Annotated in this window: 20 protein-coding genes; 17 read left to right on the top strand and 3 right to left on the bottom strand. The window is 71.5% G+C overall.

The window, feature by feature from the left end:
• Positions 1-42 precede the first annotated feature (42 nt).
• From ACFV8T_RS19265 to ACFV8T_RS19310, 10 genes are all read left to right on the top strand, one after another.
• Entirely contained in the window at positions 43-1,005 is a 963-nt protein-coding gene (locus ACFV8T_RS19265; protein ID WP_385328866.1) for a phosphotransferase family protein, read from the top strand.
• 489 nt (positions 1,006-1,494) lie between these two features.
• The gene (locus ACFV8T_RS19270) at positions 1,495-2,361 is read left to right on the top strand and encodes an oxaloacetate decarboxylase (protein ID WP_385328867.1); all 867 of its coding nucleotides are present in this window, start codon (positions 1,495-1,497) and stop codon (positions 2,359-2,361) included.
• 137 nt (positions 2,362-2,498) lie between these two features.
• Positions 2,499-2,948 carry a hypothetical protein gene (locus tag ACFV8T_RS19275; RefSeq protein WP_385328868.1) on the top strand — a complete coding sequence of 150 codons (450 nt, stop codon included), beginning with the start codon at positions 2,499-2,501 and terminating at the stop codon, positions 2,946-2,948.
• A gap of 232 nt (positions 2,949-3,180) precedes the next feature.
• The gene (locus ACFV8T_RS19280) at positions 3,181-4,125 is read left to right on the top strand and encodes an LLM class F420-dependent oxidoreductase (RefSeq protein ID WP_385328871.1); all 945 of its coding nucleotides are present in this window, start codon (positions 3,181-3,183) and stop codon (positions 4,123-4,125) included.
• Positions 4,126-4,135: 10 nt separating this feature from the next.
• Entirely contained in the window at positions 4,136-4,933 is a 798-nt protein-coding gene (locus tag ACFV8T_RS19285; protein WP_385328872.1) for an SDR family NAD(P)-dependent oxidoreductase, read from the top strand.
• A gap of 108 nt (positions 4,934-5,041) precedes the next feature.
• Positions 5,042-6,163, top strand: a complete 1,122-nt coding sequence (locus ACFV8T_RS19290; protein ID WP_266418033.1) for an LLM class flavin-dependent oxidoreductase — start codon at positions 5,042-5,044, stop codon at positions 6,161-6,163.
• A 193-nt stretch (positions 6,164-6,356) separates the two neighbouring features.
• Positions 6,357-8,096, top strand: coding sequence for an amidohydrolase family protein (locus tag ACFV8T_RS19295; RefSeq protein WP_385328874.1), 1,740 nt, complete (start codon positions 6,357-6,359; stop codon positions 8,094-8,096).
• Positions 8,093-9,556, top strand: coding sequence for an aldehyde dehydrogenase family protein (locus ACFV8T_RS19300; RefSeq protein WP_385328876.1), 1,464 nt, complete (start codon positions 8,093-8,095; stop codon positions 9,554-9,556). The genes ACFV8T_RS19295 and ACFV8T_RS19300 overlap by 4 nt, the downstream gene beginning before the upstream one ends.
• A 246-nt stretch (positions 9,557-9,802) precedes the next feature.
• The gene (locus tag ACFV8T_RS19305) at positions 9,803-11,368 is read left to right on the top strand and encodes an APC family permease (protein ID WP_385328878.1); all 1,566 of its coding nucleotides are present in this window, start codon (positions 9,803-9,805) and stop codon (positions 11,366-11,368) included.
• A gap of 223 nt (positions 11,369-11,591) precedes the next feature.
• On the top strand, positions 11,592-12,764 hold the full coding sequence (locus tag ACFV8T_RS19310; protein WP_385328879.1) for a macrolide family glycosyltransferase: 1,173 nt from the start codon (positions 11,592-11,594) through the stop codon (positions 12,762-12,764).
• 21 nt (positions 12,765-12,785) lie between these two features.
• Here the strand turns inward: ACFV8T_RS19310 and ACFV8T_RS19315 are convergent, their stop codons facing one another.
• Positions 12,786-13,481 (bottom strand): endonuclease, encoded by a 696-nt coding sequence (locus ACFV8T_RS19315; RefSeq protein ID WP_385328880.1) that lies wholly within the window; start codon positions 13,479-13,481, stop codon positions 12,786-12,788.
• Positions 13,478-14,113 (bottom strand): DNA polymerase ligase N-terminal domain-containing protein, encoded by a 636-nt coding sequence (locus tag ACFV8T_RS19320; RefSeq protein WP_385328881.1) that lies wholly within the window; start codon positions 14,111-14,113, stop codon positions 13,478-13,480. Before ACFV8T_RS19320 ends, ACFV8T_RS19315 begins: the two co-directional genes overlap by 4 nt.
• Positions 14,114-14,319: 206 nt before the next feature.
• Here ACFV8T_RS19320 and ACFV8T_RS19325 point away from each other — a divergent pair, with 206 nt between their 5' ends.
• Genes ACFV8T_RS19325 through ACFV8T_RS19335 form a run of 3 tightly spaced genes read left to right on the top strand, consistent with a single transcriptional unit; the run spans position 14,320 to position 17,362 of the window.
• Positions 14,320-15,699, top strand: a complete 1,380-nt coding sequence (locus tag ACFV8T_RS19325; protein WP_385328882.1) for an MFS transporter — start codon at positions 14,320-14,322, stop codon at positions 15,697-15,699.
• Positions 15,700-15,731: 32 nt separating this feature from the next.
• A complete protein-coding gene (locus ACFV8T_RS19330) occupies positions 15,732-16,343 on the top strand; it encodes a TetR/AcrR family transcriptional regulator (RefSeq protein WP_385328883.1) in 612 nt (203 codons plus the stop codon).
• Positions 16,340-17,362 (top strand): DMT family transporter, encoded by a 1,023-nt coding sequence (locus ACFV8T_RS19335; RefSeq protein WP_385328885.1) that lies wholly within the window; start codon positions 16,340-16,342, stop codon positions 17,360-17,362. Before ACFV8T_RS19330 ends, ACFV8T_RS19335 begins: the two co-directional genes overlap by 4 nt.
• Here ACFV8T_RS19335 and ACFV8T_RS19340 read toward each other — a convergent pair.
• Positions 17,334-18,833, bottom strand: a complete 1,500-nt coding sequence (locus ACFV8T_RS19340) for a CehA/McbA family metallohydrolase (RefSeq protein WP_385329237.1) — start codon at positions 18,831-18,833, stop codon at positions 17,334-17,336. The two genes, ACFV8T_RS19335 and ACFV8T_RS19340, sit on opposite strands and share 29 nt — an antisense overlap.
• Before the next feature lie 198 nt (positions 18,834-19,031).
• On the opposite strand from ACFV8T_RS19340, the gene ACFV8T_RS19345 reads away from it, so the two are divergent.
• From ACFV8T_RS19345 to ACFV8T_RS19360, 4 genes are all read left to right on the top strand, one after another.
• On the top strand, positions 19,032-19,877 hold the full coding sequence (locus tag ACFV8T_RS19345) for an LLM class F420-dependent oxidoreductase (protein WP_385328886.1): 846 nt from the start codon (positions 19,032-19,034) through the stop codon (positions 19,875-19,877).
• Between the two features lie 133 nt (positions 19,878-20,010).
• On the top strand, positions 20,011-21,114 hold the full coding sequence (locus tag ACFV8T_RS19350) for a hypothetical protein (RefSeq protein WP_385328887.1): 1,104 nt from the start codon (positions 20,011-20,013) through the stop codon (positions 21,112-21,114).
• Between the two features lie 214 nt (positions 21,115-21,328).
• The gene (locus ACFV8T_RS19355) at positions 21,329-22,810 is read left to right on the top strand and encodes a peptidoglycan D,D-transpeptidase FtsI family protein (RefSeq protein ID WP_385328888.1); all 1,482 of its coding nucleotides are present in this window, start codon (positions 21,329-21,331) and stop codon (positions 22,808-22,810) included.
• Between the two features lie 147 nt (positions 22,811-22,957).
• Positions 22,958-26,464 carry a hypothetical protein gene (locus tag ACFV8T_RS19360; protein ID WP_385328890.1) on the top strand — a complete coding sequence of 1,169 codons (3,507 nt, stop codon included), beginning with the start codon at positions 22,958-22,960 and terminating at the stop codon, positions 26,462-26,464.
• The last annotated feature ends 43 nt before the right edge of the window (positions 26,465-26,507 follow it).

Below are 26,507 nucleotides of genomic sequence, written 5' to 3' on the forward strand. Positions count from 1 at the left end.
GGAGGCGGCCCCGGTCCCACCGGCCGTCGGTAGGCTCCCCGTATGGGTGAAGCGGCAGACGACGGGACCGGCTGGGGGGCGACGCGAGCCTGGGTCGGGAAGAGCCTGGCGCCGGGGGAGCGGATCGAGGGATCGGAGCGACTGCTCGGCGGATGGAGCTCGCAGATGCGGCGGCTCGACATCTCCGGTCCACAGGGCGGGCGTTCGCTGGTCCTGCGGTCCTTCGTCAAACCCTTCTACGTACGCCATGCGCCGGGACTGCTCACCCGTGAGGCGGACATTCTGCGGCTGCTGGGCGGCACGGACGTCCCGGCGGCGCGGTGTGTGGCCGTCGACGCCCGGGGCGAACACGGCGATCACCCCTCGCTGTTGATGACCCTGCTGCCGGGCGAGGTGCGGGTCGACGACGCCGGGGCGGCGGAGCGCATCGGGCTGCTGGCGGGACAGCTGGCCGGCATCCACCGGATCGCGGTCACCGACCGGACCCGCCCGCGTGACTACGAGGCCTGGACCGCGCCGGACCGGGTGCGGGTGCCCGAGGCCACCGGCCGGCCGCAGCTGTGGCGGCGCGCCGTGGACGTGATCCGCCGCGAACCACCCGCGTACGTCCCGAAGTTCCTGCACCGTGACTTCCACCCGGGCAATGTGCTCTTCGACGGCGAGGGGGCGGAGCTGCGGATCAGCGGGGTCGTCGACTGGGTCGAGACCTCCTGGGGCCCGGCCGACCTGGATGTCGCCCACTGCTCGACGGCGCTGGCGCTGCTGCACGGCGTCCCGGCCGGGATGGGCTTCGCCGGGCGGTACGAGGCGGCGGGCGGGCGGTTGGCCGGGAGCGCGGCGGACCACCTGTACTGGCGGCTGCTCGACGCCCTCGCCCACGCCCCGGAGGCGGAGAAGGTGGCGGTCCCGTGGCGGGAGCTGGGGCGGACCGATCTGACGCCCGAGGTGCTCACGGAGCGCCTGGAAAACTATGTGGAGAGTCTCCTCGAACAGTTCGACCGATAGGCCTGCCGCCGGCGGTCTCCGGTGGGGCGGAACGTTACTGCTGAAGCGGTCCGGCGAAACACCGGACGGTGCCCTTCGGTGCTGCCGTTCCGGCAGTCCCTGAAAACGTCAACACGGCGCACGCGCAAGGCATTCGGCGCTTTCCCGGGTTGTTGTTTCGGATGATCCGAAAGAAAGCGCCCGCCGGATTCTTCGCGCCTTCAAAAGGCCCCGGCGTGCGCCCGGAAAGCCTCGCACACAAGGTAAAAAGCGGCGCGTCCCTAGGTAAAGACACGGTCACGTCTGTATAGATATACGTGTCTTCGTGAAGAGGGCGGTCTTGCGTCCCGTGCGGCAGAAATGCCGACGCCTCTTCCGTAAGTGAGTGCTGCGCGTGGTGTTCCCGCACCCGCGGCGACAGTGGCTCCGGGTCCCGGCGTCGACGGAGCCCGCAGTACCCGGGACGGCATCGCCCAACACCCGTTCATCCATTGGTCAAGGAGAGACGCTGTGCACTACGGAACTGCACTGAGGGAAGAAGTCCGATCTCCGGGTACGACCCCTCTCATCGGCATCTACGACATGTATTCGGCCTCCGTCGTGGCCCGGCACTACGACGGATTCTTCGTGTCCGGATTCGGCTTCGCCGCCTCCCACTACGGGCTCCCCGACATCGGCTTCATCGCCTGGCCGGACATGGTGGCCTTCGTGGAGCGGCTGCGGCTGGCCTTCCCCTCCCACCACCTGCTGGTCGACATCGACGACGGCTACGTCGATCCCGAGGTCGCCTGCCACGTGGTGCAGCGGCTGGAGCGGATCGGCGCCTCCGGCGTGATCCTGGAGGACCAGAAGCGCCCCCGCAGGTGCGGTCACGCGGACGGCAAGCAGGTGCTGCCGCTGGAGGAGTACCTGGAGAAGCTCAACCTGGTGCTGGAGAGCAGGCGGGACCTGGTGGTCGTGGCCCGCACGGACGCCACGGAGGAGGCCGACATCCTGCGCCGGGCCGAGGCGCTGGCCGAGACGGACGCCGATGTCGTCCTGGTCGACGGGGTGCGCAGTGTCGAGTGGATCAAGCGCATCCGGAAGGTGGTCGGTGACAAGCCGCTGCTCTTCAACCAGATCGCGGGCGGCAAGTCGCCCAGGCTCTCGCTCTCCGAACTGACCGACCTGCAATGCCAGGTGGCCATCTACAGCACCCCCTGCCTCTTCGCCGCGCACGCGGCCATCGACGGCGCGCTGACGGAGCTCAAGCAGTCCGACGGGCGGCTCCCCGAGTTCGTGCCCTCCGAGGGGATCGGGGTGCAGCGTTCGACGGAGCTGCTGGAGAAGAACATCAGCAGGCACCACTCCGCCGAGTCCGTGGCCGTGACCGTCTGACGCGGACCGCGTGCCGGGAGCGGGGGAGCGCCCGGCCGTATCCGCTCCGCCCGAACGCCGGGGCCCCGTGGAGAAACCCCCACGCTCCATGGGGCCCCGGCACCACATGAACCACCGCGAAAGAAGGACACGGACACATGGGAATCACCTCGTCCAGGGCGCGTGCGGCCCTGGCTTCGGTCGTCCTCGGCGCGCTCTGCCAGGGCCAGTGGGCCGCGGGTGCCGCCTGGGCGGACGCCCCGGACGGTGGCATGGAGACGCACCACGGGCCTTCCGTGCTCACCATCGACAACTCCAACGCCGACTCCTGGCTGGAGGTGGACCGCACACTCAACGTGCTGGGCCCCTTCAGCAAGGGCACGGCGGGCAGCGATCACGACGGCGGCGGGGGCGCGATCGACCAGAACGTGTCGAGCTCGCAGGGAGTGGGCGTCCAGGCCGCCCCGGACGAACACGAGGACGAGGACGACGAGGAAGAGGAGGCGACGGCCCCCGGCGCCGCCAAGGCCCCCGAGAGCGCGGCGACCGGCGGGGACGACGACGAGGGCGACGCCGATGAGGACGCCCCCCGCCCGCCCCTGCACTGACCCCGCCCCCGCCATCGCAGCCGGCTCCGCCGCCGGCTGCGGTGGACCGGTGAGTGCGACGACGTGAACTTCCACGACGGGAGCAAGCCCGCGACCGGGCCGGGCGCGCGCACCGCCGGTGACTCCGGCATTCCTCCCACGCCCCTTGCCTGATGCGGTGTCAGGCGTGACGATGGCCCCCGCGCCCGTCAAGTGACGATGCGTCAGATCTGCTCGGGGAGGAGGCCGTCCGGTGCCGATATCACCCACCGGGCCGCTGTCGTACGGGATGCAGCTGCCGATCCAGTCGCAGAGCACCATCTACGCCGAGGGGTGGGAGGCGGCGGCCACCGTGGCCGACCTCGCCGCAATCGCCCGCACAGCCGACCGCACCGGCTTCGCCTATCTGGCGAGCTGCGACCATGTCGCGATCCCCCGTCGGCTCGCCGGGGTCATGGGCACCGTCTGGTACGACCCGGTCGCCACCCTCGCCTTTCTCGCCGGGATCACCGAGCGGGTCCTGCTGATGAGCCATGTCGCCGTCGTCGGCCTGCGGCACCCGCTGGCCACCGCGAAGCAGTACGCCACCCTCGACCACCTCTGTGGCGGCCGGCTGATCCTCGGGGTCGGCGCGGGGCACGTGCCGGAGGAGTTCGAGGCGCTCGGGGCGGACTTCGACGGACGGGGCGGGGTGCTCGACGAGACCATCGACGCGCTGAAGGCGGCGCTCGGCCCGGAGGAGTACCCGGAGTTCGCGGGGGAACGGTTCTCCTTCGCCGGCCTCGGGCAGCTGCCGCGGCCGGCCCAGGAGCGGGTGCCGGTCTGGGTGGGCGGCTCCTCGCCGGCCGCCGTGCGCCGGGCGGCCGTGCGGGGCGACGGCTGGCTGCCGCAGGGCGATCCGCGGGAGAAGCTGCCCGCGCAGATCGCCCGGCTGACGGAACTGCGGGAGGCGGCCGGGGTCGAGGACCCGATCGTCATCGGCGCGATCACCGAGCCGCTGTACGTCGGTGAACCGGAGTGGTCCGTCGGGCGGCGCACCCTCACGGGGAAGCCGGAGGCCGTCGCCGAGTCGCTGCGCGCGTACCGGGCCATGGGCGTCCACCAGATCCAGGTGCGGTTCCGCAGCCGGAGCCGCAGCGAACTGACCGACCAGATGGCGGTGTTCGCCGCCGAGGTCGCACCCCATCTCGACAGGTAGGAGTCAGGCCATGGGCAAGCTGGACGGGCGGACCGTACTCATCAGCGGTGCGGCGCGCGGGCAGGGTGAGCAGGAGGCGCGGCTCTTCGCCGCGGAGGGCGCGCGGGTGGTGATCGCCGATGTGCTCGACGAGCAGGGCGAGGCGCTGGCCAAGGGGATACGCGAGGAGCTGGGGGAGGACGTCGCCCGGTTCGTCCGTCTCGATGTGAGTCGGGAGGAGGACTGGCAGGCCGCGGTCGCCGCAGCGAAGGACGCCTTCGGGAGGATCGACGGGCTGGTCAACAACGCGGGGATCCTGCGGTTCAACGAGCTGGTGAGCACGCCGCTGGAGGAGTTCCAGCAGGTGGTGCAGGTCAATCAGGTGGGCGCCTTCCTCGGGATCAAGAACGTCGCGCCGGAGATCGAGGCCGCGGGCGGCGGGACCATCGTCAACACCGCCTCGTACACCGGACTCACGGGCATGGCGTTCGTGGGCGCGTACGCCGCCACCAAGCACGCGGTGCTCGGGCTGACCCGGGTGGCGGCGGTGGAGCTGGCCGCGAAGGGGATACGGGTCAACGCCGTCTGCCCCGGGGCCGTGGACACCGCGATGACCAACCCGGCGGCGCTGGACCCGGCCGCGGACCCGGAGGAGTCCAGGGCGGCGGTGGACGAGCTGTACCGCAAGCTCGTGCCGCTGGGCCGGATCGGGCAGCCGGAGGAGGTGGCGGCGCTGGCACTCTTCCTGACCTCGGAGGACTCCTCGTACATCACCGGACAGCCGTTCGTCATCGACGGGGGATGGCTGGCGGGCGTCAGTCTGTTCTGAGTCGACCTGACGATGTGTCAGGTATTGACGGGTGCAGGCGCCGGTGGAACAGTCGGACGCATCACGATCTGACGGAGTGTCAGAAACGATTGAGGACGGTGAACCCCCTTGGAATTCGGGCTCTTTGTACAGGGGTACGTGCCCGCCGCGCGGGCCAAGGTCGACCCCGGGGCAGAGCACAAGGCGCTGATCGAGGAGACCGAGTACGTCATCCAGGCGGACAAGTCCGGCTTCAAGTACGCCTGGGCCTCCGAGCACCACTTCCTGGAGGAGTACTCGCATCTCTCCGCCAACGACGTGTACCTGGGGTACCTCGCCCACGCCACCGACCGCATCCACCTCGGATCCGGCATCTTCAACCCGCTCGCCCCGGTCAACCACCCGGTGAAGGTGGCCGAGAAGGTCGCCATGCTCGACCATCTGTCCGAGGGGCGCTTCGAGTTCGGCTCGGGGCGCGGGGCCGGCAGCCACGAGATCCTCGGGTTCATGCCGGGCATCACCGACATGAACCACACCAAGGAACTCTGGGAAGAGACCATCGCCGAGTTCCCCAAGATGTGGCTCCAGGACGAGTACGTCGGCTTCCAGGGCAAGCACTGGTCGCTGCCGCCGCGCAAGATCCTGCCCAAGCCGTACGGGAAGTCGCACCCGGCCATGTGGTACGCCGCCGGGTCGCCGTCCTCGTACGCGATGGCGGGAAAGAAGGGGCTCGGCGTGCTGGGCTTCAGCGTGCAGAAGGTCTCCGACATGGAGTGGGTCGTCGAGTCCTACAAGACGGCCGTCAAGGAGGCGGATCCCATAGGGGACTTCGTCAACGACAACGTCATGGTCACCTCCACGGCCATCTGCGCCGAGACGCACGCCAAGGCCGTGGAGATCGCGGTGGGCGGCGGGCTGAACTACCTTCAGTCGCTGCTCTTCCGCTACCACGACACCTTCCCCCGGCCCGAGGGCATACCGGAGTGGCCCGAACTGCTCCCGGAGTACACCGAGGAGATCATCGAGCTGCTGATCGCCGAGGAGCTGATGATCTGCGGCGATCCGGACGAGGTGCTGCGGCAGTGCAAGCGGTGGGAGCAGGCGGGGGCGGACCAGCTGAGCTTCGGGCTGCCGATCGGGGTGAGCCGGGAGGACACGCTGAACTCGATCAAGCTGATCGGTGAGCACGTGATCCCGGAGATCGACACGGACCCGGTCCACCGCACCTCCCGCTTCCGCGACGCGGCGTAGTGGTTCCGGGGGCTCCGCCCCCGGACCCCGCTCCTTCATCGCCGGAGGGGCTCGATTCCGCCCCGCTCGGACCAGCGGCGTCTTCCCGGACCGCCGCTCCGTGGGGCCGGGGTGCGTACCGCGGCCGTGCGCACCCCGGCCGCACAACCGCCCACCGCAGAAGCACCCACCCACCACAGAAGGGAACCCCGTCATGCTCGACCACCTCATCCGCGGAGCGACCGTCGTGGACGGCACCGGCGGGCCCTCGTACCCCGCCGACATCGGCATCCGCGACGGCCGCATCGCCGTCGTCGCCGAACCGGGCACGCTCACCGAGGAGGCCGTCACCGCCGAGGACGCCACCGGTCTCGTCCTCGCGCCCGGCTTCGTCGACCCGCACACCCACTACGACGCCCAGCTCTTCTGGGACCCGTACGCCACCCCGTCCATGAACCACGGCGTCACCACCGTCGCCGGCGGCAACTGCGGGTTCACCCTCGCCCCGCTCCACCCCGGGCGCCCCGAGGACGCCGACTACACCCGCCGGATGATGGCGCGGGTGGAGGGCATGGCCCTCAAGGCGCTGGAGGAGGGCGTCGACTGGAGCTGGTCCAGCTTCCGCGAATACCTCGACGCCCTCGAAGGGCGGATCGCCGTCAACGCCGGATTCATGGTCGGGCACTGCGCCCTGCGCAGGCACGTCATGGGCGCCGACGCGATCGGCGGACAGCCCACCCCCGCACAGCTCGACGCCATGCTCGCGCTGTTCCACGACGCGATGGACGCCGGAGCCTGGGGGCTGTCCACCACCCAGTCCGCCACCCACTCCGACGGCGACGGGCAGCCCGTCGCCTCCCGGCACGCGCTGCCGGAGGAGCTCCTCGCCCTCTCCCGGGCCGTCGGCGAACACGAAGGCACCCAGCTCGAAGCGATCGTCGCGGGCTGCCTCGACCAGTTCTCCGACGAGGAGATCGAGCTGCTCGTCGACATGACCGCCACCGCCGGACGCCCGCTGAACTGGAACGTCCTCACCATCGACGCCGCCGTCCCCGAACGCGTACCGCGTCAGCTCGTGCCCAGCGAACGGGCCCGCCGGGCCGGCGGCCGGATCGTCGCGCTCACCATGCCGATCCTCACCCCGATGAACATGTCGCTCGGCACCTTCTGCGCCCTCAACCTCATACCCGGCTGGGGCGACATCCTCGCCCTCCCCGTCCCCGAGCGCATCGAACGGCTCCGCGACGCCGCCACCCGCGCCGAGATGCTCCGCCGCGCCGACAGCAAGGAGGCCGGCGTCTTCCGCCGCCTCGCCGACTTCGGCCGGTACGTCATCGGCGACACCTACAGCGCGGCCAACGAAGGGCTGACCGGCCGCGTCGTACGCGACATCGCCGCCGAACGCGGGCTGGACCCCTTCCACTGCCTCGTCGAGATCTGCGCCGCCGACGAACTGCGCACGGTGCTGTGGCCCATGCCCACCGACAACGACCCCGCCTCCTGGGCGCTGCGCCGCGAGACCTGGGAGCACGAGGACGTCATGCTCGGCGGCTCCGACGCGGGCGCGCACCTGGACCGGATGTGCGGCGCCCCGTACACCACCCGGTTCCTCGGCGACTGCCTGCGCGGACGCAGGCTCGTCCCCCTCGAACGGGCCGTGAAGATGCTCACCGACGACCCCGCCCGGCTCTTCGGGCTCCGCGACCGGGGCCGGATCGAGGAGGGCTTCCACGCCGACCTCGTCCTCTTCGACCCGGAACGCATCGACGCCGGGCCCGCCACCCTCGTGCACGATCTGCCCGGCGACAGCCCCCGGCTCGACTCCAGGGCCATCGGCATCGTCTCGGTCCGGGTCAACGGGGTGGAGACCCTGCGCGACGACAAGGTGACCGGCGCGGTCCCCGGCACGGTGCTCCGCTCCGGGCGCGACACCCGGACGGTGAGCACCGCATGAGCGACGGGAAGCGGCGTCTGTTCATCGGCGGGCGGTGGACCGAACCCGACCACGGCCACTACGAGGTGATCGACCCGGCCACCGAGGAGGTCGTCGGCCTCGCCCCCGAGGCGAGCCGCGAGCAGGTGTACGCGGCGGCGACCGCGGCCCGGGAGGCCTTCGCCGGCTGGTCCCGCACCCGCCCCGAGGAGCGCGCCGGGATCCTCGACCGGGCCGCGGGCCTGATGGTGCGCGACCTCGCCTCGAACGCCGCGCTCGCCCGCGCGGAGAGCGGCGCCACCACCGCGACGGCCCGGGGCATGCAGGTCGCCGTCGGCGCCGCCCGCTTCCGCAGGTACGCCAGGGGCGCCCTGGAGCCGGTCGAGGAGGCCGTCGCGCCGCAGATCAACGAGGCCGGGCCGATGGGGCGGGCCGGGGTCTTCGGGGCGCTCGCCGTCCGCCAGCCGGTCGGCGTCGTCACCTGCATCACCTCGTACAACAACCCCTGGGCCAACCCGGCGGGCAAGGTGGCGCCCGCGCTGGCCATGGGCAACACGGTCGTCGTGAAGCCCGCCCCGCAGGACCCGCTCTCCGTCTACCGGATGGCCGAGGCGCTCGAAGAGGCGGGCGTTCCGCCGGGCGTCGTCAACGTCGTCACCGGGTCGGGCCCCGAGGCGGGCGAGGCCGCCGTCGACAGCGGGGACGTCGACATGGTCAGCTTCACCGGCTCCACGGCCGTCGGGCAGCGCATCGCCGAGGTGTGCGGCCGGGGCATGAAGCGGCAGCTGATGGAGCTGGGCGGCAAGGGCGCCGCCGTCGTCCTCGACGACGCGGACCTCGACTCGGCGGTGGCGGGGATCGGCACCACGTTCTCCTTCTACAGCGGCCAGATCTGTACGGCCCCGACCCGGGTCCTCGTCCAGCGCGGCGTCCATGACGCCCTGCTCGGGAAGCTCGCCGCGTACGCGGGCCATCTGAAGGTGGGCGACCCGGCGGCCAGGGGCACGGTCGTCGGTCCGGTCATCTCGGCCGCCCACCGCGACCGGATCGAGTCGTACGTCGAGCTGGGCAGGAAGGAGGGGGCGAGGGTCGTCACGGGCGGCGAACGCCCGGCCGGGCCGGAGCGCGGTTTCTACGTCGCCCCGACCCTGCTCGCCGACTGCACCAACGACATGCGCGTCGTTCGCGAGGAGATCTTCGGCCCGGTCGTCGTGGTCGTCCCCTTCGACGACGAGGAGGAGGGCATCGCGCTCGCCAACGACAGCGACTACGGACTGATCGACTACGTCTGGTCCTCGGACGTGGCCCGCGCCTTCCGGGTGGCCCGGCGGCTGCGGGCCGGCGGGGTCGGCGTGAACACCATCGGACGGAACATGGAGGCCCCGTTCGGCGGGTTCAAGAAGAGCGGTGTCGGGCGCGACGTCGGCTCGTACGCCCTGCACGCGTACAGCGAACTCCAGTCGATCGTCTGGCCCGGCTGAACCGGAACACTCCGTGGGTGTCCGCTGAGCGGACACCCACGGGAAATTTTGAACCCCCACAAAACGGACACTGCTGCGGTTCCCGTACGGTGCTGCGATCGGGCCTCGACCTCGCATCGGAAGGCGATATTCGCGAAAGACCTTCAATTAATCAAGGTCTTTCCGTATTGTTGCCTGGAATTCAAGGGTGAGACGGCGGAGTCTCATCCTCCAGATGTGGAAATCGCAGCGTTTATCGTCCTTTTCATGACTCAGCTGGACGTGCGGCCGCAGGCCGGAGACGCGGTAAGGGGCGCCGCCCCGGCCGACAGTGGGGTACGCGGCAAGGGCCTCGGCGGGAACTCCGTCGGCCTGATGGGCAGCGCCGTCATCGGCATCTCCACCGTCGCCCCCGTCTACTGCCTCACCTCCACCCTCGGCTCCACCGCGGGCGAGGTCGGCGTGCAGATGCCCGCCGTCTTCCTGGCCGGCTTCCTGCCGATGCTGCTCGTCGCCTTCGCGTACCGCGAGCTCAACAAGGCCATGCCGGACTGCGGCACCTCCTTCACCTGGACGGTCAAGGCGTTCGGCCCGCGCGTCGGCTGGATGTGCGGCTGGGGCCTGGTCATCGCGACGATCATCGTCCTGTCGAATCTGGCAGGCGTCGCCACCTCGTACTTCTGGCTCCTGGCGGGCGAGATCACCGGCAACGACTCGATCGCCGCCCTGGACGACAGCAAACCCGTCCACATCCTGACCTGTCTGGCCCTGATCGCGGTCGCCACGGCGATCAGCTACCGGGGGATGACGGCCACCAAGGGCCTCCAGTACGCACTGGTGGGGCTTCAACTCGTCGTCCTCGCAGTGTTCGTGGTGATGGCCGTACAGAAGGCGCGAAGCGGCGACTTCGCCTCGTCGCTGGACTTCTCCTGGTCCTGGCTGAACCCGTTCGCCGTGCAGTCCTTCGCCGCGTTCACCGCCGGTCTGTCGCTGTCGATCTTCATGTTCTGGGGCTGGGACGCCTGTCTGACCGCCAACGAGGAGACCACCGGCAGCGAGAAGACCCCCGGGCGGGCCGCCCTCATCGCGATGGTCGTGCTGGTCGGCTCCTACCTGGCGACCGGTGTCGCCGCCCAGATGGCCGTCGGCTCCGGCACCTCCGGCCTGGGCCTGGCCAACCCCGGCACCTCCGACAACGTCTTCGCCGCGCTGGCCGGCCCGGTCATGGGCCCCGGCCTCGGCATCCTGCTCTTCGTCGCCGTGCTCGCCTCGGCCGCCGCGAGCCTGCAGACCACCTTCATCCCGGTGGCCCGCACGGTGCTCGCGATGTCCACCTACGAGGCCCTGCCCGCCTCGTACGCCCGGGTGCACCCGCGCTTCCGGACCCCGGGGAGGGCCACGATCACCGCGGGCGTCGCGACCGGCGTCTTCTACACGGTCATGACCCTGGTCAGCGAGCACGTCCTGGTGGACACGATCTACGCGCTCGGCCTCATGATCTGCTTCTACTACGCGCTGACGGCGTTCGCCTGCGTCTGGTTCTTCCGCGCCGACCTGACCCGCTCCTTCCGCGACCTGGTCTTCAAGGGCCTGTTCCCGGGTGTCGGCGGCATCCTGCTCACGTCGGTCTTCGGCAAGACCCTCTACGACATGTGGAACCCGGCGTACGGCTCCGGCTCGTCGGTCTTCGGGGTCGGCTCGGTGTTCGTCATCGGCGTCGGGCTGCTGCTGCTCGGTGTGGTGCTGATGCTGGTGATGCAGCGCCGCAGCCCGGCGTTCTTCCGCGGCGAGGTGCTGACCAAGGAGACGCCGTCGCTGGTCGTCGAGGACTGAGCGGCACCGGCGGGGAGTCCGCCGAAAACCCCGTGCGCGTGAGCACGGGACGGTCTAGGGTCCCGGGCATGTTCTTCATGCATCAGATCTACGGCTGACACGCGGGCGGGGCACGTACCCCGTCCCGCCGGGTCCGAGTGCGCCCACGGTGGTTTCCGCCCGTGGCCGGCGCACCGGGCCGCTGTGTCCCTTTCGCCATAGACCTGAGAAGAGTGAAGTTCATATGTCACGTCACCGTGCCCATATCGCGATGATCGGCATCCCCGCCGTCAGCCACGTCCTGCCGAGCCTGGAGATCATCCGCGAGCTGGTGGCCCGGGGCCACCGGGTGACCTACGCCAACGACCCGGTGGTCGCCGAGCTGATCGAGGCCACCGGCGCGGAGTTCGTCCGCTGCGACTCCGTCCTCCCGGTCGCCGACAACGACTGGCCCGAGGACCCCATCGGCGCGATGGGCGTCTTCTTCGACGACTCCGTACAGGCCCTCCCGCAGCTGCGGGCCGTCTACGACCCCGACCCCGCCGACCTGTACTTGTACGACATCGGCGCCTTCGCCGCACGTGCCCTCGCCGAGACACAGAACCGCCCCTTCATGCAGCTGTCCCCGACGTACGTGGCCTGGGAGGGCTACGAGGAAGAGGTCGCGGCGCACATCTGGGCGCTGCCCGGCGCCGACGCGTACCGCGCGAGGTTCGACCGCTGGCTGGCCGACTGCGGGACGACGACCACGAGGGTGGAGGAGTTCTGCGGCCGGCCCGAGCACACCCTGGCGACGATCCCGAGGGCGATGCAGCCCCACGGCGACCGGGTCGACACCGGCACCGTCACCTTCGTCGGCCCCTGCTTCGGCACGCGGGCGCAGGACGGCTGGACGCGTCCGGTCGACGCGGAGAAGGTGCTGCTGGTCTCGATGGGCTCGGCGCTCACGCGGCTGCCCGAGTTCTACCGCCGGTGCCTGGCCGCCTTCGGCGACCTGCCGGGCTGGCACGTGGTGCTTCAGATCGGGAAGTACACCGACCCGTCGGAGCTGGGCGCCGTCCCGTCCAATGTCGAGGTGCACTCCTGGGTGCCCCAGCTCGCGATCCTGGAGCAGGCCGACGCCTTCGTCACCCACGCGGGCATGGGCGGCAGCAGCGAGGGGCTGTACACCGGTGTGCCGATGATCGCGGCGCCCCAGTTCGCCGACCAGCCCACCAACGCCGACCGGCTGGTCGAGCTGGGCGTGGCCCGCCGCATCGACACCGCGCAGGCCACCGCCGAGGCCCTGCGGACGGCCCTGGTCGAACTCGTCTCCGACCCGGAGGTCGCCCGCCGCTCGGCGCGGCTCCGCGCCGCGGCACGGGCCGAGGGCGGCACCACGCGGGCCGCCGGCCTCATCGAGGACATGCTGGGCTGACCGGCCGCCCCCGACAGGCTCTCAGGCGTGGGCCCTGACGTCGTCCACGATGTGCTTGTCGAGTGCGGCACGCACCAGGGCCGCCGCGAGCACGGCGATCCCATGCCCGTCCATCGGTTCGCCCCGGCCGGCCTGTCGCGCCGGCCGGGGCGACGCGGCCAGTTCCGCCAGTCCCGCCAGTTGTGCCGGGGAGGTGGGCAGGCCCAGCCGCTCGGCGCCCAGGAGCGCCTTCCCGTCCACGTACGGCGCCGTCTCCGGCCACACGGCCTGCACCTCGCGTACGAAGATGTCCGCGCCGGCCGGGCCGATGCCCGGGGTCCGGCGCAGCCCGGCCCGCAGGGCGTCCAGGTCGCCGTGGGCCTCCTCGCGCAGCCGCCGCAGATCGCCCCCGTAGTCGTCGAGCAGGAGTTGCGCGCCCACGCCGAGCTGGGTGGCGGTCCGCTCGTCGTAGCGCCGGTAGCCGCCCTCGCCCAGCGCGTCCACGCGCTGCTGCCAGGTCGCCGCGGCCATCCGGCGCGGCGAGCGCATGCCGTGGGCGAACAGTGCGCGCGCCGCCGCCACCGCCACGGAGGCCCGGATGCGGGCGCTCAACAGATCGCTGAGGACGAGGAGTTGGTACAGGGGTTGCGGGGTGTTCCGCAGCCGGATCCCGGCCTCGGCCGCGTACGTGGTTCCGTGGTCGGCGAGCAGGACCTCGACGGTGTCGCGGGCGGTCACGAGGACCCGCTTCCCTCCTCGGCCGCGACCTGGGCCAGGGTGCGGCCGGTGCGGGCCGAACGTGCGAGGTAGGGGTCCGGGGTGTCAGGACCGTCCTGGGTGGCCCGTCCGTCCTTGGCCTTGATCAGCAGCCACACCTCTTCGCCCGGGGCGACGCCGCCCTTGAAGCGGGTGAGGGCGAACTCGCCGTGCAGCCTGGTCCCGTCGAGCCAGAACGTCGCGTGGCCGTCCGCCAGGGCCTGCTCGAACGGCACGGGCGCACCCCAGCGGTCGTGGCTGAGCGGCCGGTAGGTGCCCTGGTCCCAGACGATCACCGTGCCGCCGCCGTACTCGCCCTTCGCGATGACGCCCTCGAACGTGCGGTATTCCAGCGGGTGGTCCTCGGTCGGGACGGCCAGCCGCCGCACCCGCGGGTTCTCCGAAGGGCCGCGCGGCACCGCCCACGACTTCAGTACGCCGTCGACCTCCAGCCGGAAGTCGAAGTGCATGCGCCGCGCCTGATGGATCTGTACGACGAAGCAGGGTGCCGCGCCCGTCCGTTCACCGTTGCCGTGCGGTTCCGGCGTCAGGTCGAAGTGCCGTTTGCCGCGATAGTCCCGGAGCCGGTCGTCGTTGTCGCCGGTCACATCCATCCGGACACCTCCTCCGGCAGCCCCCGCCCGGTGCTCCCTTCCACTGTGACGCCCCGTGCCGCGAAGCGCACCGGGACGGGTTCCGGCGCCGGTCCGGACGCAGGTATCTCGGCATCAAGTATCTTGACATCGAGACTATTTCGCGGGCAGTCTTCCCCTTGTTTCAAGATCTCGTGATGTCGGGGCATGCCTGAGGGGGGCGCGTGATGCGGCGGGGTGAAAAGGGCGGCAAGGCGAGGGCCCCGGAGGGCGGGCGGGGGCTGCTGGCCCAGCTGCGCAATCCGCCGGGCGGCCGCAATGCGCGGATCATGCTGCTCGCCCTGGCCGTGGACCGGACCGGTACGGGGCTGTGGGCCGCGTCCTCGGTCCTGTATCTGACCTTCGTGACGCATCTGAGCGCCCAGCGGATCGGCGTCCTGCTGGGTGTGGCCGGGGTCGTGGGCATCGCCGGTTCGCCGCTGGCCGGGCGGCTGGCCGGCCGCTTCCCGGTGCGCCCGCTGCTGATCGGCTGCCATCTGCTCCGGCTGGTGACCCTCGGCCTGGTCCTGGTCTGCACGGGTTTCGACGCGCTGCTGCCCGTCGTCGCCGTGACCTACCTGGGCGACCGGGCAGCCAAGACGCTGGAGATGCTCTTCGCCACCCGGGCCGCGGGCGAGCGGCGCGCGGCCTATCAGGCGCTGTCGCGCAGCGCGGCCAACGCGGGCTATGGCGTCGGCGCCGGGATCGCGGCGATCGGCCTGGCGGTGGGGACCACGGGCGCCTACCGCGTCCTGATCCTGGGCAACGCGCTGTCGTTCGCCGTCGCCGCGGTGCTGGTGTGGCGCACGAGCGAGCCGGGCGGGAGTGCCGTCGAGGCGGCAGGGGCCGGGGATGCGACAAGGGCCGGGGATGCGGCACGGGCCGGGGGTGCGGAGTCCGGTGCCCCGGTCGTCGCGGGCGAGCGGGATTCGGTCCGCCCCGCCGGCCCGTGGCGGGACCGCGGCTATCTCCGGTTCGTCCTCCTGGACATCCCGATGAACCTCGACGACTCGGTCCTCGCCGTCGGCCTGCCGCTGTGGCTGGTGAACCGCACCTCCGCACCGCATGCCCTGGTCCCGGCCTTCCTCGTCCTCAACACCGTGATGGTCGTGGTGCTCCAGCTGAGCGTGTCGAAGCGGGCCGAAGGGCCGCGCCGGGCGACCCGGGCGGTGCTGCTGTACGGGGTCCTGATGTTCGCCGGCTGCGGCTTCCTGGCCGCGGCCACCCGGGGTGGGTCCTGGGTGGCCGGGGCGGTCCTGCTCGCCGCGGCGCTGCTGGTCACGCTGGCGGAGCTGATGAGGTCGGTGAGCTCGTGGGAGCTCGCGGTCCTGCTCGCGCCCCCGGACGCCCGAGCCGCGTATCTGGGGGTGGCCGGGATGTCGCAGTCCATCCAGAAGTCCGCCGGGCCGCCGCTGCTGACCGGCGTGGTGATGGCGGCCGGGCCGGCGGGGTGGCTGGTGCTGGGGGCGGTGGTCGCGGGCCTGGCGGTCGTGCAACGGCGGGCCTGCGCGCACCGGCTCGGCGTCGGCTCACCCCCGGCGGAGGCCGCCGCTCTCACGATTGGGTAGACTGACCTACCTAATTAAGGAGGCGGGTGGACATGGGTGACGCGAAGGCCGAGGAGAAGCAGCCGGTGAAGCGGCGGCGGGGTGCGGCGCGCGGCCGGATTCTCGACGCCGCCGCCCGCCGGTTCTACGCCGACGGCGTGGCGGCGACGGGCATCGACACGATCACGGCCGAGGCCGGTGTCGCGAAGATGAGCCTCTACAACAACTTCGACTCCAAGGCCGACCTCGTCTGCGCCTACCTCCAGGCCAGGCACGAGGAGTGGCTCGACCTCTACCGGCGACGCCTGGCCGGTGCGCAGGGACCGGCAGCGGCCGTACTGGCCGTCTTCGACGCCTACGCCGACCATGCCGATCTCGCCTACGAGCACGGCTTCCGGGGCTGCGGACTGCTCAACGCCGCCGCCGAACTGCCCACCGGGCACGAGGGCCGGACCGTGGTCCGCCGGCACAAGGAGCAGGTCGAGGGCCTGCTCGCCGCCCACCTCCAGGAGCTGCTGCCGGGCCAGGAGGAGAAGGCCCGGGTCACGGCGGAGCACCTGGCGTTCCTGCTCGAAGGGGCCATCGTGCGCGCGGGTCTCGAAGGCGACGCCGTACGCATGCGGCGCGCCCGGGACCTGGCGGCCTCCCTGGTGGGCGTCCTGTGAGCCGGCCGGCCGGGCGCGCCGCCGGACCGGGCCTCGGTGCGCTCGCGGTCCTGCTGGCCTCGGTGCTCTGGGGCACCACGGGCACCGCGGCCACCTTCGCGCCCCAGGTCGGGCCGCTGGCGATCGGCGCCGCCGCGATGGGCCTGGGCGGCCTGCTCCAGGCCCTGCTGGCCGGACGCGGCATCGCACGGGGCCGCGCGGCGCTGCGGGCGCAGTGGCGGATCGTGCTCGTCGGGGGAGCGGGCGTGGCGCTGTATCCGCTCGCGTTCTACACCTCCATGCACCTGGCCGGTGTCGCGGTCGGCACGGTCGTCTCCATCGGCTCCGCCCCGCTGGCATCGGCCCTGATCGAGCGGCTCGCCGACGGCCGGAGCCTGTCCCGGAGATGGCTGACGGGGGCCGCTCTGGGGCTGGTCGGCACGGTGCTGCTGTGTGCGGCCGAGGCCGCGCAGGCCGGTACCGGAACCGGTACGGGCTCCGCCCGGCAGACAGTCGTGGGCGTGGGCCTCGGGCTGGTCGCGGGCGTCACCTACGCCGTGTACGCGTGGGCGGCGCACCGCCTCATCACCCGTGGCATCGGCTCGCGGGCGGCCATGGGGGCGGTGTTCGGCCTCGGTGGGCTGATGCTCGCACCGGTCCTGCTGGCCACCGGCGCGCCGCTGGTCGCCTCCTGGACGAACGCGGGCGTCGGGCTCTACATGGCGCTGGTGCCGATGTTCACCGGGTACGTCCTGTTCGGCTTCGGCCTGTCCCGCATCCCGGTCTCCACCGCGACGACCCTGTCCCTGCTGGAGCCCGCCGTGGCGGCCGTCTTCGCGGTCCTGGTCGTCGGCGAGCACCTCCCCGCCCTCGGCTGGACCGGCATCGCCCTCGTCATCGCCTGCCTCGGCGTACTGACCGCCCCGACCCGGCCCGTCCGCGTACGCGGGGGCGCGGCGGCTTCCCCGACCCCGGCCCCGGTCCCGGCCGCCGCACCCGCCCGGCCCGCTCCTACCCCTCCAGGAACACCGGATTGGTGAGCGCCGCCAGTGCCCCCGGCAGCCCCGGCACCGTCGCCGGATGCCGGACCTCGGCCCGCACGTAGGCCGCGTAGGCCGGGGTCGTACGCCACTCCACCGTCCCCGTGCCCGACTCGGGCAGCCCGGCCGTGTACAGCGTGCCCTGGTCGGTGACGAAGTGCGCGGTGCAGCCGGGCGCCCCGGTCACCTCCAGCCGCACGGTGACCGGGGTGTCGTCCCCGTCCACCCGCAGCCGCTCACCGATCCCGGCGTGCAGCCCGCGTCCGCCCGAGACGCCGAAGGAGACCGTGACGGCGGACGACTCCGCGATGTACGAGTGCCCGGCCCGGATCCCGGCCACGATCGCCTCGCGCGACAGTTCGTCGGCGAGGACGACGGTCTGCGGCAGCCCCACCACGTCCGGCTCCCGGTGGGCGTCGCTGCTACCCATCGCCGCGACCCACGGCTTCGACCAACGGGCGGCGGCGACCAGGGAGTTGTCCCACTCGGCGAGAGCGATCTCGTCCTCCGGGGAGTACGCCCCGTTCCACACCTCCACCGCGTCCGCCTCGCCGAAGCCGAACTTCCAGTGGCAGCCGATGCAGGTGGCGTGCGGATGGGCGGGCACGACCAGGCCGCCGGCCTTGCGCACGGCCTTGGCGTAGTGCCCGAACCGGTTGTCGCGGGCCCGGTAGCGCCAGTCCACGAACGTGCCGGGGTCGGTGGCCACCGCGAGGACGTGCCCGTTGCGGGTGGTGATCTCCTCGCCGGTGAGGACGAGCAGGTCGTCGCCCCACAGTCCGCCCCACGCCCCGTGCGCGGAGTACGTGTTGTGCTCGCTGCTGTTGATGAAGTCGAGCCCGGCCGCGCGCGCCGCGGCGGCGATCTCGGCGGGGGTGCGCCTGCCGTCCGAGTGCACCGAGTGCAGATGGCAGTCGCCCCGGTACCAGGCCCGCCCGCGCCCCTTCGCCCGCTCCGGCGGATACACCGGCTCCGGGGTGGTCCCGGCGGGCCCGAACCGCAGGGTGATGGTCACCTCGTACGGCAGCCCCTCGGGGGCGACGGTGTAGGGGCCGAGCGCGATGCTCCACGTACCGGCCCGCACCGGGCCCGCGATGTAGCCGGGCGTCGCCTCGTCCGCCCGGATGAAGAAGCTGCCGCGCGCCCCGCCCGACCACCCCCGGAACCCGTGCCCGCCCAGCGCGGTGCCGCGCTCGTCGAAGATGCCGATGTCGAGGGCGTTGCCCTGCGTTCCGGCCGGTACGGGAGGCTTCTCGTACGTGTACGAGACGGCGATCTCCCGCACCCCGCGCGGCACTTCGACCGGCAGGTACACGAAGTCGGGCGACCCGGTCGGCAGGGTGCCGCGCACGGTCCTGGCCCGGTCCGTCCCGTCGTTGCCCCGGTTCGGGGTGGTGGCGTCGGCGAAGCTCACGGTGCCCAACGTCAGAGCGGTGGCGGCCGTCCCGACGAGAAGGCCGCGCCTGGCCATCGGGTGGCCGTGAGCGGAATGCGATGCGGACATGCGAGGGCTCCCCGGGTGTCGTGAGCGGCGAAGGGTGTCGCCCCGGAAGCCTGACGGCACCCGATGAACTCCGGAAGAACGCCGATGAACCGGACCGCACGGTCCGCGGCGGCATACGTTGGGGCCCCAGGGCCTGTCACCGGATCACGACGGAGGTGTCCTCCCATGCGGATCGGCACAACGATCTTCCTCACCGACGAGACGATCACGCCGCTGCGGCTCGCCCGCGAACTCGAACAGCGCGGCTTCGGCGGGCTCTACCTGCCCGAGCACACCCACATCCCGGCGAGCAGGGACACCCCCTACCCGATGGGCGGCGAACTCCCGCCCGAGTACGCCCGCACCCTCGACCCCTTCGTCGCCCTCGCCCAGGCCGCCGCGGTCACCGAACGCCTGACCCTGGGCACCGGCATCACGCTCGTCGCCCAGCACGACCCGATCGACCTGGCCAAGCAGATCGCCACCCTCGACCACCTCTCCGGCGGCCGGTTCACCCTCGGCGTCGGCTACGGCTGGAACGTCGAGGAGGCCGCGGACCACGGCGTGGACTGGCCGGCCCGCCGCGACCTCGTCCGCGACCGGATGGCCGTGATGCGGGCTCTGTGGGCGGGCGAACCCACGGCGTACGAGGGCGAGTTCGGCTCGGTCCGGGCCAGCCATGCGTACCCGAAGCCGGTCCAGGCGCCGCGCGGCCCGGTGAACGGCCCGCGCACCCTGATCGGCGGCGCGGCGGGCCCCAAGCTGTTCGCCCACATCGCCGAGTACGCCGACGGCTGGCTCCCGATCGGCGGCGGGGGCCTGACCGAGTCCCTACCGAAGCTCCGTGAGACCTGGGAGGCCGCGGGCCGCGACCCGAAGCACCTTCAGGTCGTCCCGTACGCGGTCCTCCCGAGCGCGGGCAAGCTGACGCACTACGCGGACCTGGGCATCGAGGAGGTCGTGCTGCAGTTGCCCCCGGTGGGCGAGCCGGAGGTGCTGCGGGTGCTGGACGGGTACGCGGAGTTCCTCTGACGGACCCCGGTGCCGGTGTCGCATATGGCGTCCGTATAGGGCGACATCGGAGGATCTTCGATGCCTGTTTGCGCAGTAAGTCGACGGCAGGCCCCCCCACGCCACACTGCCCAGACAACAGGAGACGCACTCGATGAGGAATACCGGCATCCGGCGCTTGTCCGGCTCCGCGCTGACCCTACTGGTCGCATCCGCCACGGCAGTGGCGGTGTCCACGATGCCCGCCCAGGCAGCCGTGACCCCGGCCTGGCAGAAGATCGACTTGCCGGCCGTCGACGACGTATGGAGCCTCGGCTCGCTCGACGACTCGACGCCCACGGCGACGACCCGGACGGGTGGGGGGCCCTTCTGCGACAACTGTGTCGTCACCTACCAGTTGTGGCAGAAGCCGGAGGGCCAGGCGTGGAAGGACGTGTCGCCTCCGGGCGCGGAGGGCGTCGATTCGACCACGGGCACGGCCGCCAATGACATGTGGGCGTTCAAGTACAACAACGGCAACAAGGCGTACCACTGGGACGGAACCGCGTGGACGGAGAAGACCCCGGACAACTACTTCTCCACCGACGCCAGCAAGGCGCTGTCGCGCAATGACGTGTGGGCGGCCGGCTCCTACCGGGACTCCTCCGCGCAGTGGGGGCCCGCCGTCACTCACTGGGACGGGCAGGGGTGGAATATCACCAAGCTGCCGAGTTCCGGGAAGTCGACCACGATCAACGCCATGGACGTGAAATCGGACAGCGACATCTGGGTGGCCGGTTTCAAGGGCGACGGCAGCGTGAACGGCGACCAGTACCAGCCCTATGCGGCGCACTGGGACGGGACGAAGTGGTCCGAGGTGGCCCTGCCCTCGTCCAGCCCCAACAGCACCCTCCTCTACGCCGTCGCCAGCAACGGTCCCAACGACGTGTGGCTCGGCGGCAACCTGTACAACACCCACGGCCCGGTCGTGGGCAACAAGACCGGCGGCTACGTCCTCCACTGGAACGGCAGCACCTGGAAGCGGACGGACGTGCCGGGCACGGACGTCCACTGGGTCAACAGCCTCGCCTACCACGGCGGTCAGATCTGGGCGGGCATGTCGTCCGACTCCGGCAAGGGCCTGGCGCGCTGGACCGGGACGTCCTGGGAGTTCGTCAACGGACCGAACGGCGCCGCGAGCACCAGCCAGCTGTCCAGCGGTTCCGGCGGCACCCTGTACATGAACGGCTACACGTACCTCGCCCGGCTGGCCCCGTAGTCCCTGCGGGGACGTGATCCCTGCGGGGACGTGATCCCTACGGGGACGTGATCCCTACGAGGACGTGATCCCTACGAGGACGTGATCCCTCGGCGGTACGCCCCTCCCGGTGGCCAAGAACACGGGCAAATGGTTGTGGGTGCAACCATTTGCCCGTGTTCGGCATCTCTCTCGGTTAGGGATCGAACGTTGGTGAGTACGGGAGTGGATCACGATGAACAGGCCGTTGCGGCACATAGCCATATTCTGTGGGCTGCTGGTGATGGGACTGCTGCTGCGGGCGAACTGGATCCAGTATGTCAAGAGCGAGTCCCTGGCCACTCATGAGAACAACCGGCGGGTGAAGATCGCCCAGTTCGCCACCCCGCGCGGCGACATCGTCGTCGGCAGCGACGCGATCACCGGTTCCAAGGCGGTCGACGGAACGGACTTCAAGTACCGGCGGACCTTCAAGCAGGGCCCGATGTACGCCCCCGTCACCGGATACGCCTCCCAGGCGCAGGGCATGTCCCTCCTGGAGAAGACGTACGACAGCATCCTCAGCGGCCAGGACGACCGGTTCGCGTTCCGGCACGCCAAGGACATCATCACCGGCGAGCAGCGGCGCGGTGGTGATGTGATCACCACGATCGACCCGAAGGCGCAGAAGGCCGGATACAAGGGGCTGACCGACCTCGGCGCGCGGGGCGCGGTCGTCGCGCTGGAACCGAGCACGGGGAAGGTCCTGGCCCTCGTCTCCACCCCTTCGTACGATCCGTCGGTCTTCGCCGGGAACTCGTTCAAGGAGGGGGACAAGTTCCAGGCGCTCGTCGACGACAAGAGCAAGCCGCTGGCCAACCGCCCGCTGCGTGAGACCTTCCCGCCCGGCTCGACGTTCAAGATCCTCACGGCGGCCGCGGCCCTGGAGAACGGCGTGGTCACCGATGTCGACGCGGCATCCGACGCCGTCTCCCCGTACCCCCTGCCGCTCTCCACGAACAAGATCGGCAGCGAGGCCGGTGACGCGGTGTGCAACAAGGCGTCCATGAAGACCGCGATGCAGTACTCCTGCAACAACGTCTTCCTCGACGCGGCGTCCAAGGTCGGCGCCGAGAAGATGCGTGAGACCGCGGAGAAGTTCGGCTTCAACTCCGATGTCTACTCCAAGGAGTTCGGCGACATGCTCGCCGTCAAGAGCCTCTACCCGAACAAACTGGACAAGCCCGGTACCGCGCTGACGGGCATGGGGCAGGGCAGCCTCACCAGCACGCCGATGCAGATGGCCATGGTGACGGCCGCCCTCGCCAACGACGGCAAGCTGATGCAGCCGTACATCGTCGACGAGCTGCGCGGCCCCGACCTGTCGGTCCTGGAGAAGAACGAACCGAAGCTCAAGAGCCAGGCCGTGTCCGAGGAGACGGCGAAGAAGGTCCAGGAAATGATGGAGTTCACGGCCAAGGAGGGCAGCGCGAAGCGGGCCCTGATCGACGGCGTCACGGTCGGCGGCAAGACCGGCACGGCGCAGCGCGGTGTCAATGTGAACGACAAGGTGCCGTACGGCTGGTTCGTCTCGTACGGCAAGGTCGACGGCAAGTCGGTGGCGGTCGCGGTGTTCATCGACCCGACGGCCATGGACATCTCCCGTTCCGACATCTCCGGTGGCCGGCTGGGCGCGCCGATCGCGAAGAGCGTGATGAAGGCGGTGCTGGGCAAGTAGCCCCCTGGGACACGTGTGCGATCATCATGTGCACTCTTCCTTTACGAGTCGCGCACATCTTGCTTGTGTCCCGGGCCGCCCCGCGTTCGCGCGCCGTTCGTGAAGCCCCGGCAGAAGCGCACACTTCACCGGTCCGGGGGGAACGGAATGCCCAACTACTCACGCACGGCGGCGAGATCCGGGAGACCGGCGGCGTACGCGGCGCTGCTGCTCGCGCTGTCGGTCCTGCTCTCGCTGCTGATACCCGCGACCGCCGCGCAGGCGTACGCCCCCACGGCGGCGGCCGACGCCCCGTCCGGTGCCCCGGCCGACGAGGACTGTGCCGCCCTGCCGCTCTCCGGCTTCGGCGAGGCCGCCCCGGCGGAGGGCAAGCCGACGATCCCGGGTGACGGCACGGCCTGCTTCACGTTCACGGCCGGGGCCGCCGGGCTGCACAAGGTCGTGCTCGTCGGTGGCGCCAACGCCAGCACGTACACCCATGTCTACGACGGCGAGACGGAGATCGACTGCTACGACCCCGAGTGGGGCGCCGGCTGGTGCCGGCTGCCCCGCTCGGGCGACTTCACGCTCCGGCTGTTCAACGACTGGTCCGAGCCGAGCAGGCCCACCGTGGCCGTCGTCCCCCTCGCCACCACCGAGGGCTGCGCGCCCGAGATCGGCACGTCCTGGGACACCGCACCCGTCGTCGGCTCGGCGGCCGGGCCGACGGCCATCCAGTGCCAGCCGTTCGCGGGCAAGCCGGGTGAGCGGATCACCAACAGGATCAGGCCGTCCGCGTACGGCCAGAGCCTGTCGTGGATCACCGACGAGACCGGCGCCCGGATCTGCCCGCACTTCAACGAGGACGACAGCGAGGGCTGCGTACTGCCCGGCGACGGCCCGTACCGGGTCCTCTCGCAGGTCAGCGAGGCCGAGCACGGCTTCCCCGCCGAGTACACCCTCGCCGTCCGCCGCATCTCCGACCCGGCCGGCTGCACGCACCCGGCGCTGAACGGATACAACGCCGGCCCCACGGCCGCCGACCCGGCCCACGGATGCCGGACCTTCACCGCCCCGGCCGCCGGACGCTACGACGCGTACGCCGTCCACGACGGCGTACGGTCCGTGCTCGCCGTGTACGACCGGGACGGCAGGACCGTCTGCGCGACCTGGGACGTCTGCTCCCTCCCCGCCGCCGGTGACTACACCGTCTTCACCGACGCCCCCACCCTCGTCATCGACCACTCCGCCACCACCGGCTGCGTGCCGGTCGAACTCGGCGTGCATCACTCCGGGTTCGCCGTCGGCGGCGAGATCGACTGCCTGTCCCTGCCGCTCCCCGAGGGCGCCCGGCTGGCGGTGCTGGAGGCTCTCTACGGGCCCGCGCCCCACCCGGACGTGACCCTCGTCGACGCCGACGGCATCCAGCGCTGCGCCCCGTCCCGCCTCGCCGACGGGACCTGCGGACTCACCGGCAAGGCCCCGTTCCGGGCCCTGGTCTCCACCGACAGCGAGTCGAAGCCGACCGGCCCGTACACCCTCGTCCTGCACCGCACCGACGAGGCGGGCGACTGTCCGGCCCTCCCGGCGGGCGACTTCACCGCGACCGGCCCCACCGCCCGCGTCACCACCGGTGACGGCGTCTTCTCGCGCTGCCTGAGCATTCCGGCGAACGACCACAGCACCCGGGAGAACATCCAGCTCCAGGCGGCACCCGGCACCACGGCCCTCGCCCAGTTCACCGTCCTGGACGTCCAGGGCAAGCAGATCTGCTCGGCCCGCGCCTCCGTCTCCACCTGGACCACCTGTGCGCTGACCCCGGGCGCCGCCCACACCGTGCTGGTCACCGGCCGCGACACCCCCGCCGAGTACGTCCTGGCCCGGCGCGACGTCACCTCGACCGCCAAGGGCTGCACCGCGAACCCGGCGACGAAGCCCGGCGGCCCGTCCACCGGCGGCACCATGGGCGCCCCCGGCGAGCTGCGCTGCCGCCAGGTCACCACAGCCGACGCCAAGGACACCCTGCACATCGATGTCCGCGACCCGCTCGGCACCGCCAACGTGGTGGTGTACGGCGCCGACGGCACCGCGCACTGCAACAAGAACCAGGCGTGCGCCGTCACCGGCTCCACCCGCTACCAGGTCCTGGTCACCGTCCCCGCGACGCTGAAGGCCCCCGACTCGTACCGCTTCGACGCCCTGCGCATCGCGGGCCCGGACGGACCGGCCGCCGAGTGCGAGAAGGTCGCGAGCATCGCGTACGGCTACGGCCCGGTCACCGGCACCCTCGACGAGCAGCACACCGCCGTCTGCGCCGCGCTGCCCACCGCGTACAGCGACCGCTTCACGATGGACATCAGCGACACGACGGGCGCCACCGATACGGCGGTGCCCGCGCTGTACGACCCGAGCCTCGACAACGGCTGCGTACACGGCACCCCCGGCGGCTACCAGTGCTCGGTGATCGAGTCGTACTCGCGGGAGCTCACCCCGAGCATCCTGGTCCTCTCCCTGCCGGAGAAGGCCTCGCGGACCTCGTACAAGGCCGAGGCGGTCTGCCCGGGGCTCTGCGGCATGGAGCGGGTGACCGTCACGAAGCTCACCCCGGCCACCGGCGCATCCGGTACGAGGACGACGGTCACGGTCACCGGCACGGCCCTGCACAAGGACCACCGCCTCGTGCTGCGGAACCCCGGCCGGGAGATCACCGGGACCACGGTCTCCGTCTCGCCCGACCGCCGCACCCTGACCGCCGAGCTTGACCTGACCGGCGCGGCCGAGGGCGCCTGGAGCGCGAGCGTCATCACCCACAACGGCGGGGAGTACGCGCGGGGCGACTTCACCGTCACCTCGGCCCCGCTCCGCAACACCGCACCGCCGACCATCGGCACCACCGCCCGCGTCGGCGACCGCCTCACCGCCGCCCCCGGCACCTGGGCCCCCGCCCCGACCTCGTATGCCTACCAGTGGAACGCCGACGGGCAGCCGATCACCGGCGCGACCGCCGCCGCGTACACCGTCCCGGTCTCGCTGCTCGGCAAGAAGATCGGCGTCACCGTCACGGCCCGCCGCACCGGCACGGCGGACGTCCCGGCCACCTCGGCGGCGCTCACGGTCGCCAAGGGCGCGGCGCCCGGGGTGACGACCACCCCGAACATCACCGGCACCGTGAAGGTCGGCGCCAAGCTGACCACCACGAACGGAAGTTGGACGCCCGTCGCCACCTCCTACGGCTACCAGTGGAAGGCCGACGGCAAGGCCATCAAGGGCGCGACGGCATCGACGTACACCGTCCCGGCGTCGCTGCTCGGCAAGTACCTCACCATCACCGTCACGGCCCACCGCGCCGGTCACGCCGACGGTTTCGCAACGCCCGCCTCGGTGAAGGTCGCCAAGGGCAGCGCGCCCAAGGCCACCAAGCAGCCCACGATCTCCGGCACCGCGAAGGTGGGCCGCACCCTCAAGGCCGCCCACGGCACCTGGACGCCCGCCCCGACCTCGTACGGCTACCAGTGGTACGCGAGCGGCAAGGCGATCTCCGGTGCGACCAAGTCCTCGCTGACGCTCAAGTCCGCCCAGCGCGGCAAGAAGATCACCGTGAAGGTGACCGCCCGCCGCACCGGCCACGCCAGTGGCACCGCCATCAGCAAGGCGACCAAGGCGGTCGCCCGCTGACGCGGTCGAGCCGAACGCAAGGGCCGGGCGACCCGCACCAGAC

This window comes from Streptomyces sp. NPDC059832, from assembly GCF_042731715.1.
GTDB lineage: Bacteria > Actinomycetota > Actinomycetes > Streptomycetales > Streptomycetaceae > Streptomyces.